General features: G+C 41.4%; 14 protein-coding genes. 5 read left to right on the top strand and 9 right to left on the bottom strand.

Features of this window, described 5'->3' with window-relative positions; translation table 11 throughout:
- Positions 1-15 precede the first annotated feature (15 nt).
- From BGP76_RS16705 to BGP76_RS16665, 9 genes are all read right to left on the bottom strand, one after another.
- Positions 16-2,235: a hypothetical protein gene (locus BGP76_RS16705; RefSeq protein ID WP_119845511.1), complete on the bottom strand. Its 2,220-nt coding sequence runs from the start codon at positions 2,233-2,235 to the stop codon at positions 16-18.
- 52 nt (positions 2,236-2,287) lie between these two features.
- Complete coding sequence (locus BGP76_RS16700; protein WP_073120773.1) at positions 2,288-2,773, bottom strand: T9SS type A sorting domain-containing protein; 486 nt, start codon at positions 2,771-2,773, stop codon at positions 2,288-2,290.
- Between the two features lie 420 nt (positions 2,774-3,193).
- Positions 3,194-4,600: a hypothetical protein gene (locus BGP76_RS16695; RefSeq protein WP_147407496.1), complete on the bottom strand. Its 1,407-nt coding sequence runs from the start codon at positions 4,598-4,600 to the stop codon at positions 3,194-3,196.
- A 251-nt stretch (positions 4,601-4,851) separates the two neighbouring features.
- Positions 4,852-5,508 carry a hypothetical protein gene (locus BGP76_RS16690; RefSeq protein ID WP_073120776.1) on the bottom strand — a complete coding sequence of 219 codons (657 nt, stop codon included), beginning with the start codon at positions 5,506-5,508 and terminating at the stop codon, positions 4,852-4,854.
- A 104-nt stretch (positions 5,509-5,612) separates the two neighbouring features.
- Positions 5,613-6,128 carry an inclusion body family protein gene (locus BGP76_RS16685; protein ID WP_073121764.1) on the bottom strand — a complete coding sequence of 172 codons (516 nt, stop codon included), beginning with the start codon at positions 6,126-6,128 and terminating at the stop codon, positions 5,613-5,615.
- Between the two features lie 281 nt (positions 6,129-6,409).
- Entirely contained in the window at positions 6,410-7,255 is an 846-nt protein-coding gene (locus BGP76_RS16680; protein WP_119845509.1) for an endonuclease, read from the bottom strand.
- 70 nt (positions 7,256-7,325) lie between these two features.
- Positions 7,326-8,312 carry a hypothetical protein gene (locus tag BGP76_RS16675; protein ID WP_147407495.1) on the bottom strand — a complete coding sequence of 329 codons (987 nt, stop codon included), beginning with the start codon at positions 8,310-8,312 and terminating at the stop codon, positions 7,326-7,328.
- Positions 8,313-8,513: 201 nt separating this feature from the next.
- Positions 8,514-9,122: a protein rhiA gene (locus tag BGP76_RS16670; protein ID WP_119845582.1), complete on the bottom strand. Its 609-nt coding sequence runs from the start codon at positions 9,120-9,122 to the stop codon at positions 8,514-8,516.
- A 201-nt stretch (positions 9,123-9,323) separates the two neighbouring features.
- A complete protein-coding gene (locus BGP76_RS16665; RefSeq protein WP_119845507.1) occupies positions 9,324-10,172 on the bottom strand; it encodes a helix-turn-helix domain-containing protein in 849 nt (282 codons plus the stop codon).
- A gap of 1,092 nt (positions 10,173-11,264) precedes the next feature.
- On the opposite strand from BGP76_RS16665, the gene BGP76_RS16655 reads away from it, so the two are divergent.
- The 5 genes from BGP76_RS16655 (at position 11,265) to BGP76_RS16635 (ending at position 18,215) form a co-directional block, all read left to right on the top strand.
- Entirely contained in the window at positions 11,265-11,765 is a 501-nt protein-coding gene (locus tag BGP76_RS16655; protein WP_119845505.1) for a hypothetical protein, read from the top strand.
- Positions 11,758-13,635: an ATP-binding protein gene (locus BGP76_RS16650; protein WP_147407494.1), complete on the top strand. Its 1,878-nt coding sequence runs from the start codon at positions 11,758-11,760 to the stop codon at positions 13,633-13,635. The genes BGP76_RS16655 and BGP76_RS16650 overlap by 8 nt, the downstream gene beginning before the upstream one ends.
- A complete protein-coding gene (locus BGP76_RS16645; protein ID WP_119845503.1) occupies positions 13,632-14,264 on the top strand; it encodes a response regulator transcription factor in 633 nt (210 codons plus the stop codon). The genes BGP76_RS16650 and BGP76_RS16645 overlap by 4 nt, the downstream gene beginning before the upstream one ends.
- 151 nt (positions 14,265-14,415) lie before the next feature.
- The gene (locus tag BGP76_RS16640; protein ID WP_158584312.1) at positions 14,416-16,251 is read left to right on the top strand and encodes a DUF3857 domain-containing protein; all 1,836 of its coding nucleotides are present in this window, start codon (positions 14,416-14,418) and stop codon (positions 16,249-16,251) included.
- Positions 16,248-18,215 (top strand): DUF3857 domain-containing protein, encoded by a 1,968-nt coding sequence (locus tag BGP76_RS16635; RefSeq protein WP_119845501.1) that lies wholly within the window; start codon positions 16,248-16,250, stop codon positions 18,213-18,215. Before BGP76_RS16640 ends, BGP76_RS16635 begins: the two co-directional genes overlap by 4 nt.
- Positions 18,216-18,323 lie beyond the last annotated feature (108 nt).

Here is an 18,323-nt window from a genome sequence, read left to right as displayed (position 1 = left end):
TTTGTTTTAATCTAATTAATAGGTGGCTATCCAAGCGTTTTGCGTAGAGCTATAGATCATTATGTACATATTGGTACTTGTATCTGAAAAGGTAAAGCTGGGTGCTGAATTAGACGCTATATAGATAGTCCTACCATTCCCGTTGATCGTTGCAGTGACATTGGTAGCAGCTAAAGTCAATAACTGTCCATCTATTGGAGTAGCGGGTAGCGTGACTGTAATGCTTTCAGTGACGATAACCCTCTCATCCGTAGAGGTTAGTGTAACATTCGCACTAACTGTTCTAACAGATGGGCTTATTGAAAGATCGCTCCATACTGCACCCGATCCATTTGAGGTAAGGTATTTCCCCGCTTGACCAGCCTGTGAAGGCAATTCAATTTCATTGGTAACAGAACCGTCTACTTCTACAAATGAGGTCAGGTAGCCATTATTGGCTACAAAATTATCTACTTCTGTTTCTGTAAGCTTGGTGTCGGTATCATCCAGATAAGGACTCAAATCAATAGTAGTAGCAGTACCATTGTTGGTAATCGTTAAATTATTGCCCGACAATTGTAAATCTTGGATCTCATTCGTCACTGAGCCATCTATTTCTGCGGTTATGTAGCCATTATTGGCCACAAAGGCATCTACTTCTGTTTCTGTAAGCTTGGTGTCTGTATCATCGAGATAAGGACTCAAATCAATAGTAGTAGCAGTACCATTGTTGGTAATCGTTAAATTATTGCCCGACAATTGTAAATCTTGAATCTCATTCGTCACTGAGCCATCTACTTCTGCAAATGAGGTTAAATAGCCGTTATTGGCTACAAAATTATCTACTTCTGTTTCTGATAGTTGCGTATCTGTATCATCCATATAAGGACTCAAATCAATAGTCGTCGCACTACCATTGTTGGTAATCGTTAGATTATTGCCTGACAATTGTAAATCCTGAATCTCATTCGTCACTGAACCATCTACTTCTGCGGTTATGTAGCCATTATTGGCTACATAATTATCTACTTCTGTTTCTGACAGTTGCGTATCTGTATCATCCATATAAGGACTCAAATCAATTGTCGTCGCACTACCATTGTTGGTAATCGTTAGATTATTGCCTGACAATTGTAAATCCTGAATCTCATTCGTCACTGAGCCATCTACTTCTGCAAATGAGGTTAAATAGCCGTTATTGGCTACAAAATTATCTACTTCTGTTTCTGATAGTTGCGTATCTGTATCATCCATATAAGGACTCAAATCAATAGTCGTCGCACTACCATTGTTGGTAATCGTTAGATTATTGCCTGACAATTGTAAATCCTGAATCTCATTCGTCACTGAACCATCTACTTCTGCGGTCAAGTAGCCGTTGTTACCCGCATAAGCATCCACCTCAGCCTCGGTCAACTGTGTACTGACATTAGACACCCATACAGGAGAAGTACCGTCTGTACTAAGGACTTTACCCGCCTGATCAGCTTGCGCTGGCAATTCAATTTCATTCGTTACAGATCCATCCACTTCAGTGAAAGAGGTCAAGTAACCATTGTTACCCGCGTAGGCATCCACCTCTGCTTCAGTCAGCTGAGTATCAGTATTATCTAAATAGGGACTCAAGTCTATCGTCGTGGCACTACCATTGCTAGTAATCGTCAAATTATTCCCTTCTAATTGTAAATCCTGAATCTCATTGGTTGTAGATCCATCCACTTCTGCGGTCAAGTAGCCATTATTCGCCACAAAATCATCTACCTCTACTTCGGTCAACTTTTCTCCTAAACCTTGTGGTTTATTCGTAAGGTCATCAAAATCACCGCTAAATGCATTTCCAGCCGTTTTAGCATACAGGGCATAGGGCACACTCATGAGTTGACTTGTCCCAGTGATGGTATAATCTGTACCGCCATTTAGATCAATCTCTGTCTTGATAAAAAAACTACCTGTAGACCAATCGATCGATGTAAAATCCCCACTAATGACGGATCCCGAACCAATCTCCAAAGTGATCAGGCCTCCAGCATTACTGGTAGGCACCTGTGTCTCCATATAAACAGTACTACCTTCAATACTGCCCTCTAGAATACTAATTTGCATTCCTATTTCTTGATTTGATACGAGGGCATTGTTAGCATCTCGTACTACCGCTTGGTAGCTCATTTTCTCTGGTGCTTGCGCAGATGTTTTTTCTGTCAAAAAACCAGTAACCGTCAGTATAGCCAATGCTATTATTGTGTATGTTTTTTTCATTTGATTAATTTCTAATACTAAATTCATTTTCTTTAATTCAAGCTTTTGACATTTAGTTCTTGATGATTTTAAACGTCTTTAACACCTGCCTATCTCCTAGCACTTTCAAGAAGTATGCGGACCTTGGTAGGTCTTTCATATCGATAACTGCTCGGTCATTGTTTAACTGATTCTTAGACACTATTTGCCCTTGCAGATTGTACAGCTGATAAGACAACTCCCCGCTATTTCCCCCATCTATTTTCAGATGCAAAAAATCTGTAGTAGGATTAGGATACGCTACCAAATCCAGCTGAATCTCCTCACGTTCTATCCCTGTCACTACCGTGATCTCATAAGTTTGCTGAACTCCAGCACTCACCGCTCCGTCTTGACCAGAATAATTAGTGTATGCCATCTGACCAATAGTAAAGCTAACTGCCCCGTCTGGCGATAGACCATCCCCCCCACTGGAGGACACGGCCTCTTGCGCTTTCAAAGTCACACTCCCCAATGCGACCAAGCACATGACTGCTATGTAAAATTTAAACTGTTTCATTTTTTATACTTTATTGAATGAATAAGTTGACAACTTAGTTTTTTGCAAAAACTCACAACGAGCCTTTACAAAAAACTAATTAACCATGTTGTTGTGATCAAAATTCAACAGCCCTAACTCTTCATGTTCTATTTTGAGTAGTCCCTTAGCGACAGTTCTAGACCTGCCACAGCATTGCATAATAATCACTCAAAAATGTCGGTTTTTCGGATTCAATCCGTCAGGAGAAAGGAGTATACAGTCCAATACCTCTTTTGGGGTACTGACATGAAAAAAGCATTCATTCTATTAGAACAAATGCTTTACATTTCTGAACAGTGTTTTAACACAAAAAAACTAAGCAAAAGCCCATAATGGGCCTTCACTTAGTCAACCTATCCCTGTCTCTTTATTAAAAGATCAAATACAATCACTCAACCTCTATTTTGTTTCATTGATATTGCTTTGAATAGACCATGCAAAATCTAATTGCACCCAATCATAAAAGATACTGTCGCTCATGTCCACATATTGATCTGCTGTATATTTCAACGATTTACCGTTACTTGCATTGGCGGTTGCCATTGCATGACAGCTCATACAGTTGGTCTGCATCCCGTATTGATAAGAAGAATCCAGCTTATTCACATCACCAAAAGGAGCTGAAAGACCAGCCTCCAAATAAGGATTATATCCAATAATCGGTTCTACACCTTCATTTGTCCCGTTGGTAATAGGCTGATTTGGCCACACCATGGCATAGGCAGTAGACACAGCATAGTGAGCAGCAGCTCCATTAAGTCCCTCTGGCCGTAAACCGGCCTCCCAAGCAGAACTCGGAAAATCTGGAATACTCGGGTCTGTGGCCCAAAAAAATGTCTGCCACGTCCAGTTGCTAACTTCTTTCGTCCCCACATGCATACATATCAGTATTGCCAAATCTCCTGATTTAATCTTATCTCCCGTTTGTCCCAGTTGTTGCTTGTTCATATAAGTCGCCGCATCCGTATCTAGACTGTAATGAATAAATTCGTTCAAATTAACGATCGCACTAGCTGGAGGGGACGTCACAGTACTGTCTACTGGAACAGCTACTTTTCCAGGTGTCTGTAGGTTATTGACATCTACGAAAATATAAGCATTCCATGCAGACGGGCCATACACTTGTCCCCTATTTTCTGGTTCACCGTGCCAAGCAGGAATTCGAATAAAATCGTCACTCACCTGTCCAATGAAATACGTCGGTTTGATAGTCACACTATTGTTAGGGAAGGGAGGGATTTTACCAATACTATCCTTCACTAGCTTTTTAGTAACGCTCGACTGGTTCAGTATCAAATTTTTAGTAGCAAAACATGCCGCATTCGGGTCATAAGAAACTGACACATAAAAGCCTGGATTATCCTGAATGGTAGAAGTCACGCTCGAACCAAAATTATGCGTCAACTGGTTCGGGAAATCTAATTTCTCTCTAGTGAACTTAGCATTAACACATCCACCCAATGTATCTCCATTAGCACATTGAGAGGCAATATCTGACACCCCTAGCCATGTCTCATATATGAGCAACGTGTCTGATAGGTTGTACACCTGATCGGAATTAGCCGTTAGGCCTGCCCAAATACCCCATGCATGTTTGGTAATACTTTCTGTATCTCTATTGCTCAGCCACTGATAGATAGTCAGGGAGTCTTCAGGGAAATTAAACCCTGAAACAGTTTCTGGCAAAGCTTGAGGAGTGACACCCGTTACAATTTCACCTGTCTTATCATTGATCATACAGCCCTGAGAGACCACCATCAAAACTATGGACACCAGACCTAGTCGTTTAAGATTTTTAATTTTCATCACTTTATTTATTTTCCTTTAAACTCTCTTATACCCTTTTGACAAAAAGCATTTCGCTCTATCTAGTGATAGATTATTTTTCAAAAGTGACAAGTCTAGTCATCGTATACATCAGGTATAATAGGTAAACAACTGCATACCCCAATCGAGGTATTTTTTCAAGTCAGTATAAAAAAGTCGTCCTTTTCAAATCAGAAATACTCGCTGGGGCATTTCTGATTTGAAAAGGACGACTTGCATGATGCGAACAGTTACGCTGGTACAGGAGTATTCAAGATGACTTGTACGACTCCTCCTCTTTCGGAGCGCTGCACATTACAGATTCTCTCTGACTGTGCAGGCCCGATTGGCAATGTCGGACAGGGAGCATCCCCTACCAATCGAACACAATCAGTACAGTTAACAGGGTAGACCCCTGGGTTGCCTTCATTCTCCTGCAACCCCCTGTTGTATATTCTAGTGATAGGTGTACTCTCTGGACCATAGCTCCAACCTAACCCTTTTTCTACTTTCACCTCTATAAAACAATTGACACCATTGACACAACTGATATCAAATGCTTCGGCACATGGTGAACTAGGATTGAGCGTAAACTCGGCGATACTCGTCCCTGTTTTGCCATGATGAAAATCAGCACCAGCCACTGGACACTGTGGAGGAATATAGAAGCCAATGTTTCCACTAAAACACCGGCCCTCTGCATCAAACAATTGTGTTTGATTTGCTCCTAAAGTAAACTTCCCTCTCAAATCATTTACTTTAGTAAGAAACCCAAACTGCCCTACGGCAACTGGACTCGGACAGCATTTGTTTTCGCTATTTTCGGCTGCAAAAGTCACATATACTTCCACTGCTTCGTCAGTATTGTTTGTTACTGATAGTTTTGTATTATTATCGATCGTACTCATTGTATTGTTTTATGTTTAAAAATTGAATTGACTTTCTGTTAAAAGCGAGAAAACCACCAAAACTTCTTTTTGGTGGTTTTCTCTATTGATCAAAACACTAGAAATTATCCTTCTACTGTCACTGTAGGATCCCACTGAAAATAACCGTAGACTTCTGGCTCTCCAGAAGCTCCTCTAGTGTAGAGAGCAAAAACAACCTGAAAATTCTCAACACCTGCAGTAATCACACGTCCTTCATAGAACCAAAACTGTTCTGACCCTATATGTGCGGGCAATACGTCAAAACCCGAAGGGCTGACCCCATTCTTGGTATAGGTAAAACTCATGAAAGGGCTAAAGACTTGATCTCCTCCAAACCTCTTGATCCCGTACACTAAAATTGCATTCTCAAAATTATCAGAGGCAGATGTTCCATGAAAACGAACATTGTCACCGACCTGAGCTCTAAAATTCAAATCCGCTCCTCCTTGACCAGAGATAGAGGCTCCATCCGTGACCACCATAAACTCGTATTGGTGACCAATACCAGTAGGAGCATTAGGATCTTGACTTGGTGTTGAAAAATCTCTGATGATTGCGTCAGTATCGATCGTGATCTGAACATTAATTATATTATTCATAGCAATATTATTTTTTAGTCCCCTACTCTGTTTGCCAATAGGCTTTTCGGGTTTCGCCTTTGCCTCTTTTTTGATGCGCATCGTTTTAAAGACATATCAAAGTTGATCATTAGCACACGCTATTTTATCCCCCGTGATAGGGATAATCACATACACCGCATCTGGGGTACTGACTCACACTAATGTGGTATGGGTGACTATGAGAAGTATCGAAAAGAGAGAAGGGTATCTGTATACATACCGCTTCTCTCTACCAATATAGCTGATCAAAAAAATTGTGCTTAATTACCCCAAATTCGCTGCACAAAATTGGCAGAGTCTATAAATGGGTTTCTATTGTTTTGTATCAAATAGACGGCATTGTTTCGATCTACCTCCTTTTGGCTGACAGGATCTTTTTTATGCCAGCCGAGCAAAAGATCTAAATACCACTGCTGATAAACCGTAGTGTCCGTTCCATCCAAAACTTGTCCTGCATATAAACTATTGGTATTCCAACTTGCTATTTTATCCTGATAGCGAGTAGCCATATAAAAGTACGTTCTCGCAAAATCTCCCTTGTATTCATCTATAGGTTCGAATACGATGATATCCTTCCCTAGCTCTTTATTCGTCGATGAATAGCCTAGTTTACTACCATTTTGTGAAGCGTATAACTCGGTTTTGTCTGCATTACCAAACGGGTAATTGCTCCGTTTGCTATTGACATAACCGTCAGTTGGATAGATATGAAACAAATCTGTGTACATCGGTTTAGGTTTCTTATTTTTTGTTGCGCCAAACCAACTTGCTGGAAACGAATGTTCCCTGTTGTAACAGTCTCCTTCCATTTTATATGTCCCACATTGTGTGACCTGGTATCCATAGTAATAAGGATTGGGCTTACCAACTAGAGGAGGGAATGAATACATATCCCAGAGCGTATCCCCTTTCATATCGGTCAAATCAAAAAATCCCCATAGTTCATCATAGGTCTTCTTCTTGTGCCCCTTAATGATATTGTAAAGGGTCGTTTTCAATTGATAGCCTGACTCACCTACAGTATTGTCATAATATGACTCAGGTGGTTGAGCATAGGTGCCCGTGAGCAGTAGACATACTACTACTGTTGAAAATATACTTTTCATGATTTTAAATTTTAAGTTTGTTAATAGATTAAGTATCGGGATGAATCAACCTCTCATGATCAGAGAGGCGTCATGCCCATTTAATAGTATAGAGTTCGGAGATATTAGAAGGTCTAGTTTCATTGCCCCCGGTCATGGTTGTAGACGTTTTACCCTTCCCTACCAAGTTGACAGATGCCTGTCCCACAGGGGTAGCAATCTCCGAGAAAGCTATGGAGTGATTATGCTCCTTAAATTCCTCTAATTCCAATGTCCCTACATGGTCTCCGCTGACATTAGACGCTCCCCATTTCTGTCTTTGGTTAGCGTCTGGATCGATACTAGCGCCATGATTCCATGCACGGCTAAAGTAACCCCTCATGTCTGGCAACAATGACCTATTTTCCCCCTTACCGTATCTATGGTTGAGCACTGAGTCCAAACGTGAATAGCCTATACCTAATTCTTCGGCAGATTGACAAAGCGATAGCTCCTGTGCAGGAGGGTTCTCTGTGGCAATATATTGCTTTCGTTCTCCGATCACCCCATTTACCATACAAGCGAGATTACTCAAAGCAATAGAACCGATATTCGCGTACACTTTGCTGATATCAACAACTACATTTGGCGTACTGCATTCTATTTTCAGTATTAGCCCAGTTGCGGCGGCACCAACAGCTAACTGCACTTCCAACTCATAGTCTCCCGCAGCATTCGTACTGCTTTCTTTGGTAACGATACCATCTGATAGAGAAAGACTGACAGCAGCTTCTGTTTCTAGGTGCACATGTGCTTTGGCCGTAACGGTCTCGCTACGCAATAACTCCTGCCATCTAGGAAATTCGTGTAGTGCCTGACTCAACACAGCCTGCCCACTAGCTTCAGTAGCAAGCCTGCAACAATTATTACTGGTATAAAGACCCACCGAGCCTTCACCTACAAACACCCATCCATCTGGATGCCCATATTCTGCGGGCGAAACATAGTTGCTGAAATACAAAAAATTATAATTGTAGACCAAGTTCAACTGCTGCATAGCGCGTAACGTTTCTTGAACATACGTAGTGTAATTTTCCATCTTAATTAATCGTTTAGATTGATCCCCCTACATCCATAATTAAATGATCTATCACAGTGTCTAAAAAATGACAAGAAGCTAACCGCTACATAGTTGCACCAGTAGATCAAAACATGGATTGAGAAAGGAGAGGTAGGTAGATGACAGTACTCAATAGTTACAATGAGCACTGCCAAATTATTTCAAAAGAACATCAGATGATTATCCTACAGTCCAAGTATTATCCTCGTTGAGTGTGACCTCTAGGTTGTACTGGTTGACAGGAAATGCAATCTCCTGAGCTGTAGCAGTGATCTTCTCAAGATCCAAAACCTCTCCTTGAGTAAAAGTTCCGAATGTGATCCAATACTTTGGATGAGGAGTAAACTGTAGTTGCATATTCGGTTGTGAGTTTACTACGAAAGTCCCATTACCAGACATCCCGATTCCTACCGAACATTCGTTGGCACCTACATTCCTTTTTTCATTGATGTACAAACTGCCATCTTCAGAACCTGCTGTTTGATTTTCAAACGAATAGGCATCCAATGAAGTGTCCTTTATGAAATCTATGGCATTCTTATTGGTAAGGTCTGCCACCCACGTTTGTGCCGCTTCATATACTATCCCAGGTTTTAGAATTCCCTGTCTAGACCAAGTGTAGCAGTAATCAATTTGCCACTGGAATAAAATATTTGTCGTAGGATAGGCTGACTTTGCAAACCAAGCCAATGACATGACATCATGTACGCCCAAATCTGGGTCTGTCTGATAGATACATACATTTCCCTTTTGGGAAGAATTGTTTTTAAAATTTAATGAATACTTCATCTCATTTAGTTTTAGGTGATATAATTTATTATTGTACTGATTTCTCTCGAGTATTTGCTTCAATGATTTAAAATCAATGCTCAATTAAGTAGGGCCTGCTCTGATCATATGTCTAGGTTTTAGATTTTATAGTTCTCTTCGTTTTAAAGACAAATCAAAGTTGATCAATAACTCAAGCCCTTACTTGTATCAAATCCGCAATCACATCTCATCATGTAGCATAAGTTCTTTTTTTAGCCAAGTGCAAAAATTTTCTTGGCGCTTCTGCTTCTTATAGACCGAAGGCGAGCAACGGTATGTCCCTTTGAAAGCATGAGAAAAATGAGCTTGATCAAAAAAACTAGCTCTATAGGCAACTGTAGCTATCGATACAGTCTCATCGGCGAGTAACTCTGCCGCATACAAAATTCGAAGCTGTTGTAAAAATCGAATGGGGGTAATACCTAAGCAAGATTTTAAATTCCTTATCAATTGGGAAGAGCTCAGATTTAGCGATGCGGCTAGCTCATCTAATACGACTGATTCGTCTCCCAAGTGATCTAGTAGTAACTTTAAAAACGTACATAGCCATGGCTTTCCTCTAGCTATGGCTAGCATAGAATTTCTCAGTTCTGGAGATGGGGGCGTAACCCATGAGACACACGAGGGGCATACCTGTTTGGAAGGATTCCTACACATTCGGTAAGCTGAGGGGGAGCATCCATAGCGCGTACCGAAGGCTTTCCAAAAGCTCTGGTAGCTAACAAACCCACAGTTCCAGGCTACTTGCTTGACAGAGGCATCTCCCTCACGCAACAATACAGATGCCATATGTAAGCGAACCATTAGAATTTGCCTACCTGGCGATACCCCAATGAGAGCTGTTAGTTTTCGACTCAGCTGTGCACGGCTATAGCCTACTATCTCAGCCAGCACTTTGACATCAAATCTGGTCTCTCTGGCGTGCTTTTTTATGATCCGGGCTACTTCCTGGATAAACATACGGTCAGAGTCGATCTCCGAATTAGGTACTTCGTAGATCGTTAGTTCGGGGCAATCAAGTGTTTGCATGTCTACTCAAAATTTTGAGCGACACCAGCGGCAGCCTATCCTATATCACAAATATCGAAGGCATAGTTATCTTGCTAATACGTCATTGTATTTCTTTAAATTAATTCATGGTGCAATACCAAACATAGCAGGTCGGAGTGCTAAAATTCGGAAGTAAAGGTGATCGCTGGGTCTTGGTTAAAAATGGATTAAACAGGCAATGTTGTTCAGCGCCCCTCATTCGACACCCCACAGATGAATCAAAAATATTTTAGCCATTCATATGTTATTCGACCAGTACTACACTACTGTAGCTGGTTTTCATGACACGCTGCATATGACAAAATCAAAGCACCTAATCAGATATTTATGTGAGGGGTCCCTAGCTCAAGTGATCATACATCAGGCACTTATTTGCCCCTGCGACTATACACTGAGATAGTTTTTTGGTTTATTTTCCACCTACTCTATTAAGGCTTTTCGGTGTCCGCCAGTCTGTGACATATCTCACAGATCGTAGCATGCAGTATCACCATTTTATTGTCCTTTTCCTCTACCTTTTTTGGGGTATAATGGCACATATGGGATCCTTTACAAGACGATTTAAAGCCAAGTTGGAAAATATCAGCAGGGATAAATTGTAAGAAATCGGCATTCATATCTGATATTGTCTCATCACCATATTTCTCCATTTCATCATGAGAGACCTTAGCTATAGCAAACAACGGAATGTACCTATCTAAACGTGAATAAATACTGGACAAAAGCAGGAGTTTCCTTCCCTAAAAATGTATCCGCTAGCAGAAGTGTCTGCTCATAAGAATGCTTCACTATAAGTATATTTAATAGTTTAAAGGAAATGACATTTCATAATCCAAATTGATCTCATAACTGTTTGAACTGAATCAGCCCGTCAAACTCATGAATACGAGAATAACACCTTTCTCCCTTTGATCATTAGAATCACTATTAAGAGATGACACATAAGTGGTGATACCTAATACAAAGCACTCCTTCATTAACAGAAAGAAATACCGCTTTTGGGGTATCATCTCAATGGTTAAAACCTGTATTATTGTACAATACAATTAAAAGAGATAAATTATATAAGAAATGGGAACATCTTCAAAAAACATTTTCATTCAAGTTGACACAAATAGCGTCCTTCTTGGATCTCCTTCTTTACAAAGCCCTAGTAGTAGCCTAAACGCTCTAGCTTTACAACACACCATGATTTTTAGCCCTGGCTCTATGTCATTGGGAAATTCGGTTACTAATTTCACGATAGGAAACAATCAAGAAGTAAAAGCAGGATCAATCATATATTTCACAATATTACCTCTTCAACTCTACTCTACTCACTCCCTGTATTTCGCGTCTTCAAACCCCATTTCAGCTCCCCAAAATGCAGCACATCCTATTCTGCCCACCTATTTTAAGATCGTTGACAATAACCCGTTAAGTCTGGGAATGGAGATCACAAATGAATTTCCTCTTAAAGAGAATGTAGAATTTTGCTTAAACATCATCCTTGATTATCATAAGCTCAACGGAGACCCAGCTTCTCTTGAGATTTGCATTGACCCCAAACTAAAAGTTGGCCAAGGTGATTGATTACTTCAAAAGTAAAACCATACTGAAAATAGCAATGGTCTACGCCATTGCTATTTTCAGTATCAAACCAAATATTTATGCCCAAAACCTAGAAGCCGCCGATAGCCTAAAAATATTGTTAACAGAAGACGATACCCTTTCTTCAACCAATAAACTAATCATCCTTAGTAATCTTTCCCAGCTTTGCAGCTCCCCAGAAGATGTATTGACCTATTCCAAACGCCTACTTCGATCTGCTCATGACCATAAACAGACCAATTACGTTGTTAAAGCATATCAGTATCAGGGAGTAGCCTATAGAATGAAAGGCAACCTAAAAGAATCACTAAAACAACTTATCAAAAGTGCAGAATTAGCCAAAGAAAATCACTACCTGCAGTTACAAGCAGAGGCATATTTAGAAATCGCCAATACCTACACTGCAAACAGTCAGTTCAAGAACTCTCTATTGTATGAAAAAAAAGCGATCGAAATTTTGCGCAAAGATGGTGATATCAAAAAATTAGCCATCAACCTTCTCAATACAGGATACAGCTACTATACTCTGAACTACCTTGATTCTTCCCTAGCTCTCTATAACGAGGCTGAGCCACTGTTTGACACTACAGGTCTAACCATCGGTAAGGCTTACGTAATAGGCAACCGTGCCTTAGTCTATTGGCAACAAGGTGATGACCAAACTGCCGAACGAGACTTGTTAAAAGCCATCGACATGCTAGAGCCACTCGGAGATCAATTTGGGATGTCAGATTATCACAATCAACTCGGTAGGTTGTATGCCGAGAGAAATGATATAACTTCATCTATTAATCATACCAACGCAGCACTCCAAATAGCCAAAGCACTTGACCTCAAGGAGCAAATCCGAGATGCCTCATTACTCTTGTCTCAACTCTACGAAGAGCAGCAAGACTATACTCAAGCCTTTACCTACCAAACCCAATACATAACCTACAAGGACAGCATAGAAAACACTGAAACCACAAAGAAAATGGCAGACCTACGAACAGAATTCGAGGTAAACCAGAAAGAAAAAGAAATTGCCATCTTAGAAAAAAGCCAACTCATGAACCGAACCTACATTATCATAGCCGTGTTTTTACTCGCGCTAGCTATACTTCTAATCCTCTACTTTCGTCAGCGATTGCACAACACGCGCCTCATGTCAGCCAATGAACGCAAACAGCATGACGAAAAAATAAAAAAACTCCTCAACACCCAAGAGACCAAAGCACTACAGTCCATGGTAGAAGGCAAAGACCAAGAGCGTAAACGCCTCGCTCAAGAACTGCACAACCATTTCGGTAGCCTACTCGCTACCATCAAAGTCAACATCAACGGAATAGAGGAAGAAAGCATCCCTAATCACTACACCTTGACTACACTCGTAGATCAAGCCTGTAACGATATCCGTAATATGTCGCATTCGCTCAATATGGGCATCTCCGAAAACTTCGGCTTAGTCTCCGCACTAAAAGAACTCTCGGAGCACCTCCGCCAGTCTGGAGACTTGGAAGTCGAATTTTCAGCATCCATGTGTGGACATGCACTCGCTGCAGACGAAGAGATCACGATCTACCGAATCGTTCAAGAGTTAGTCAGTAACGTACTCAAGCACTCCCACGCTACCAAGCTCAGTATACTCCTGACCTGCTTTGAGGAGGAACAAATCATGAATATCATGGTACAAGACAATGGCAGAGGGTTTGATACCAAAAACAAACCAAAAAGTGGTGGTATTGGAGTCGAAACCCTTAACAAAATGGTGGCAGACAAACAAGGTGACATCAAATTTGACAGCAATACAATAAGTGGCACTACTGTCATCATAGACTTACCACTATCCTACGAAAACATCGAAGAGTTATGATAAAGGTACTGATAGTCGACGATCACCCTCTCTTTGCCGAAGGCATGAAATCAATGTTCAAATCTGGTGACGGTATAGAAGTGGTTAGTCAGACAATAAACGGTCACGAGATTCCCTCCATTCTTGACGCTACAGAGGTCGATTTAATCTTGATGGACATAGACATGCCTGTCATCGATGGCATAGCAACCATGGAACTAATCCTATCCAAGGGATACGATCTACCTATACTGATGCTCACCATGCATCAGTCAATGAAACAAATCAAACGAGCATTGGAAAAAGGTGCCCAAGGGTATATCCTAAAAGATGCACACAAGAGCGAACTCATAGAAGCAATCACACTAACAAGTCAAAGAAAAAATTATTTCCATCCCAAAATCAACAATCAAATATTTGACTATTTCCGAGGCAAGCGCTCCGTCAAATCAGATATGCCTGAACTCTCCGAGAGAGAAAAGGAAATCATCCAATGTCTAGCCAAAGGGCAAAACAGCAAGGCTATTGCCAATACACTCCACATCAGTGAGCATACCGTAAAAACTCACCGCCGTAATATTATGCATAAAATGAACGTAAAAACCTCCGCAGAACTAATCAACACCTGCCTCGAAAAAGGGATTATATGACTCCTGAAATACACGCACAATTCATGCTATCTAAAAAAATAACCCTAGCTATAGTTACGTCTCAATTGACATAATCCCTAATGACTTATATATTGCGAGATAATCTGTGGGACTTTGATTCTACTCATTTTACATACCAACTAGTTACACTTTGTTATACACGCTCCTTACGCTATGCATTTGGTTAGGAACTCCACGTCAACCAGACGCTGAAATCATACGCTACGACAGTCAGATCACCATCGCGGAATCAGGCAAAATCAGCTACCGCGAAGAAGTTATCATTCAGGTCAACAACAGGCAGGGGGATTGGATCTCTGAAATAGAAATCCCCTATAGCAAGGGCAATAAAATTGAAGCCCTAGAAGCTGAGCTACTGGACAGTAAGGGACAAATCATCAAAAAACTAAAAAAGAAGGATATCACTGAACGACATAGTATTTCACAAATCGCATGGTACGAAGATGACTATGTCAAAGAATTTCAACTGATTCACAACCAATACCCCTACCAAATCCACGTGTCCTATACGCAAGATTTTGACGAGTACACATCGATCGCACGATGGACACCCTACTACCGCTACCAAGTCCCCACGCGTGCTGCACAACTGAGCCTAACCAAACCCGCTAACTTCAATATCAACATTCTCAGGACAGACACGACCTTGATCCGTCATAGCAATGGACCAACCTACTATGAATGGACTGCCCCAAACTGCCCCGCACTATCTAGTGAAACACATGGCCCTAGTCGCTACGAACTGTCTCCCAAGATCATCATCACGCCTGATCAGTTCGTCTACGACCAGCCTGGATCTTATGAAAGCTGGGCTACCTATGGAGACTGGAGCCTAGCGCTTAATCAGGGATGTAGTGACCTGGCTACTGCTGACCAAATCGCTATTCGAAAGTTGGTCGAAGGAATAGAAGATGACCATGAAAAAATCAAAACGCTCTACAACCACATTCAAGATCAGGTCCGCTACATCTATGTAGGGATCGAGTATGGAGGACTAAAAAGCTACCCTGCCAGCTACGTCTCTACCAACAAATATGGAGACTGCAAAGCACTCACTACCTACATGCAGAGCACTCTAGCGGCGATAGATATCGATTCTTACCCCGTCTTCGTCTACGCTGGAGATAACCCTGTCCCCATGATCGACAGCTTTCCTAGTCATCAATCCAACCACGTCATCCTATGCGTTCCTCTAGCATCAGATACGGTCTGGTTAGAAAACACCAGCAACAGTGCACCTTTCGGGTATTTGGGAAGCTTTACTCAGAATAGAAAAGGACTTTTCGTCAAAAAAGGAGAAAGCCAACTCGTCAACCTTCCCAAACTAGAGATAGATGAAATCGCCACTACCCGTCGCATTGACATCACGTTAAACGGAGACAAGTACCTTACAAAATTTAGAGGAATCTATCGTGGAGAAAACTATGAGTATTACCACGGGATTAAAAAAAACCTCAGCTCCTCCCAAATCGACAAAAGGATAAAACAAGATTTTCCCATATCTAAAGCAGAAGTTAACCAGTGGAATATCATCACTGCCGAAGATCGAAACGAAGCAATCATAGAAATGACAGCAGAAGCAACCATCTATGGCCTCACCAAAAACTATGGATCAAACAAAGTACTATTCCTGCCTAAATCACAACTGATCAAACTCGACGATCCCGACGAACGTCAGAGTGAACTAAGAATCCGAGTACCAAAAAACGTGACCGACTCGATCATTTTCAACATTGATCCTAATCAATTTTCACAAATCCATAAACCAGAGAACATTCTCATAGACACGCAAGCAGGTCGATATTCTCTGGATTTTTATCTGGAAGACCAAAAAATACTTTGTGTGCGTCAGCTAACCATGCCACGAGCTACCTACGCTGTTGGCGAACCCTACGAGGCTTTTTACGACTTTCAGCAATCCATTAAAAACGCAGAAAGAAAAACCACCATTACGCTCAAACCATGATTAGATTTTCACTCCTATTGTCCCTATTGATCCTCCTTCAATCAGCGCTATTTGGCCAAACACCCGAAAGGAGATATGGCAAACTGAGTCAAGCAGAATTCGATCTCGAATATTATGAACAGGACTCTACCGCAGCGGCCGTTATTTTATTTGATCTCGGAGAGTCCTGTTTTAAGATCAGCAGTGATGGAGGACTGGATTTATACTTCACCAGAACCACTCGCATCAAGATTCTCGACGAATCTGCCATAGATGACTGGTCCAATGTCTCCATCCCCTACTATGTAGATGGCTACAACAAAACAGAAAAAGTCTCCGAAATAAAGGCTGTCAGCTACAACTACGAAAACGCACAGCTAACCACCAGTGAATTAGAAAAAGAGGAAATCTTTGATGAACAACTCAGCGAACGATGGCATCAAAAGAAATTTGCCATCCCAGGAGTCAAAAAAGGATCTATCATCGAATATACCTATCAGATCAATTCTCCGTTCAAATGGAACCTTAAAAGCTGGGAGTTTCAATCCACCATACCTGCACTATACAGTGAGTACACTGTCAAAATGACTCCATTCTACGAATACATCATGCTTTTTCAGGGACAAAACGAGGGATTGAAAAAGGAATCTTACGTAGAGAAAGGGCTAGAAAACAGCTTTGGCGGAGTAAAGTATCGGGATATGGTATACACATATTCATCCAGCGATGTTGCAGCTTTTTCTGACGATGATTTTATCACATCACGAGAAGACTATATCCAAAAAATCGAGTTTCAACTCGCCAAAGTAACTCAGCTCACAGGCGCATCTACCGAATACGTGACCACATGGCAGGACATGGTAGATGACTTCAACAAAGAAGACACCTTTGGCAAATACATTAATAGTGCGGAGCGGTATGCGGCCAAAAATATCCTTCCAGAACTTAACCTAAACGGGCTAGTCCGAACTAAAAAGATTGAAATCATCACGAAGTACATCAAAGATCAGTTCCGATGGAATCACTACTATGGCAAATACACCACACAACGTCCTCGCGAGCTCATCAGCAGCAAAACAGGAAATGACAGTGACCTCAACCTCTTCTTGATCGGCATGCTTCGCGCAGCAAGACTAGAATCCAACCCAATCCTCATCAGTACCAGAAGACATGGCAAAATATATACGCAATACCCCATCACCCAAAAGTTCAACTACGTCATCGCAGAGGTAGCAGTAGATAACGGTGTCCTCCTTCTCGACGCTACAGAGCCTTTGCTCCCCTACTACCTCCTCCCCACCCGATGCTTCAACGATTACGGTTTCATCATCAAGGATGACAGCCATGAATGGATTGGACTTAGCCCGCTCGCTACTTCGCAAAAATTAGAAGCCTCTACCTTCAAAATCAGTGGGAATGAAACGACCATGTCTGTCCGCGAACAACTAACTGGCTATGATGCCTGGCAAGCAAGACAAGAGTACCTAGACGACCCAGATGCCTTCAACGCATCACTAATCTTCGAGCATGAAGAGCTGAACGGAGACATCTCCGTCAACAACGACGATGTGCTAGAGGCTCCATTCTTAGTCAACTATAAAAAAATACGACCTATCGATAGCTTCGAAGGAGACAGATACCTCGTCCCCTTCAACAAAATAGAGTACGCTCAAAACCCACTGGTGAAGCTCAAAAGAAAATACCCAGTCGACCTAGTCTACACTAAAAAGAGAGTCTACACCAGTACCATAGGCTGTGATGAGAACTCAAAGTTCAAACACCTTCCAGAAAGCACCTCGTTTGATGATGAGCTGATGACATTCAGCTACAACGTACAAGCGTTCGACACCTTCGTCAAAATAGATGCAACCTTCGAATTCAAAAAGAACATCTACCAACCCGAAGAGTATGATCAATTGAAAAAGGACTTTGACATCCTCTACAAAAAACTAAATGAGCAAATAGTCGTCACAACCAAAAAGTGATTCACTAGCCTGGCTACCTTTTGGTAGTAACATCACGGACTTTCAACTTCCTCATTTTGACTACACATATCCTCAAATAGTCTACTAGAAGGCAAGTATGGTTATTGA

Origin of the sequence: Reichenbachiella sp. MSK19-1 (genome assembly GCF_003590315.1) — a bacterium.
GTDB lineage: Bacteria > Bacteroidota > Bacteroidia > Cytophagales > Cyclobacteriaceae > Reichenbachiella > Reichenbachiella agariperforans.
The sequence above is the reverse complement of the archived record's forward strand: the minus strand, read 5'-3'. Positions and strand labels throughout refer to the sequence as shown.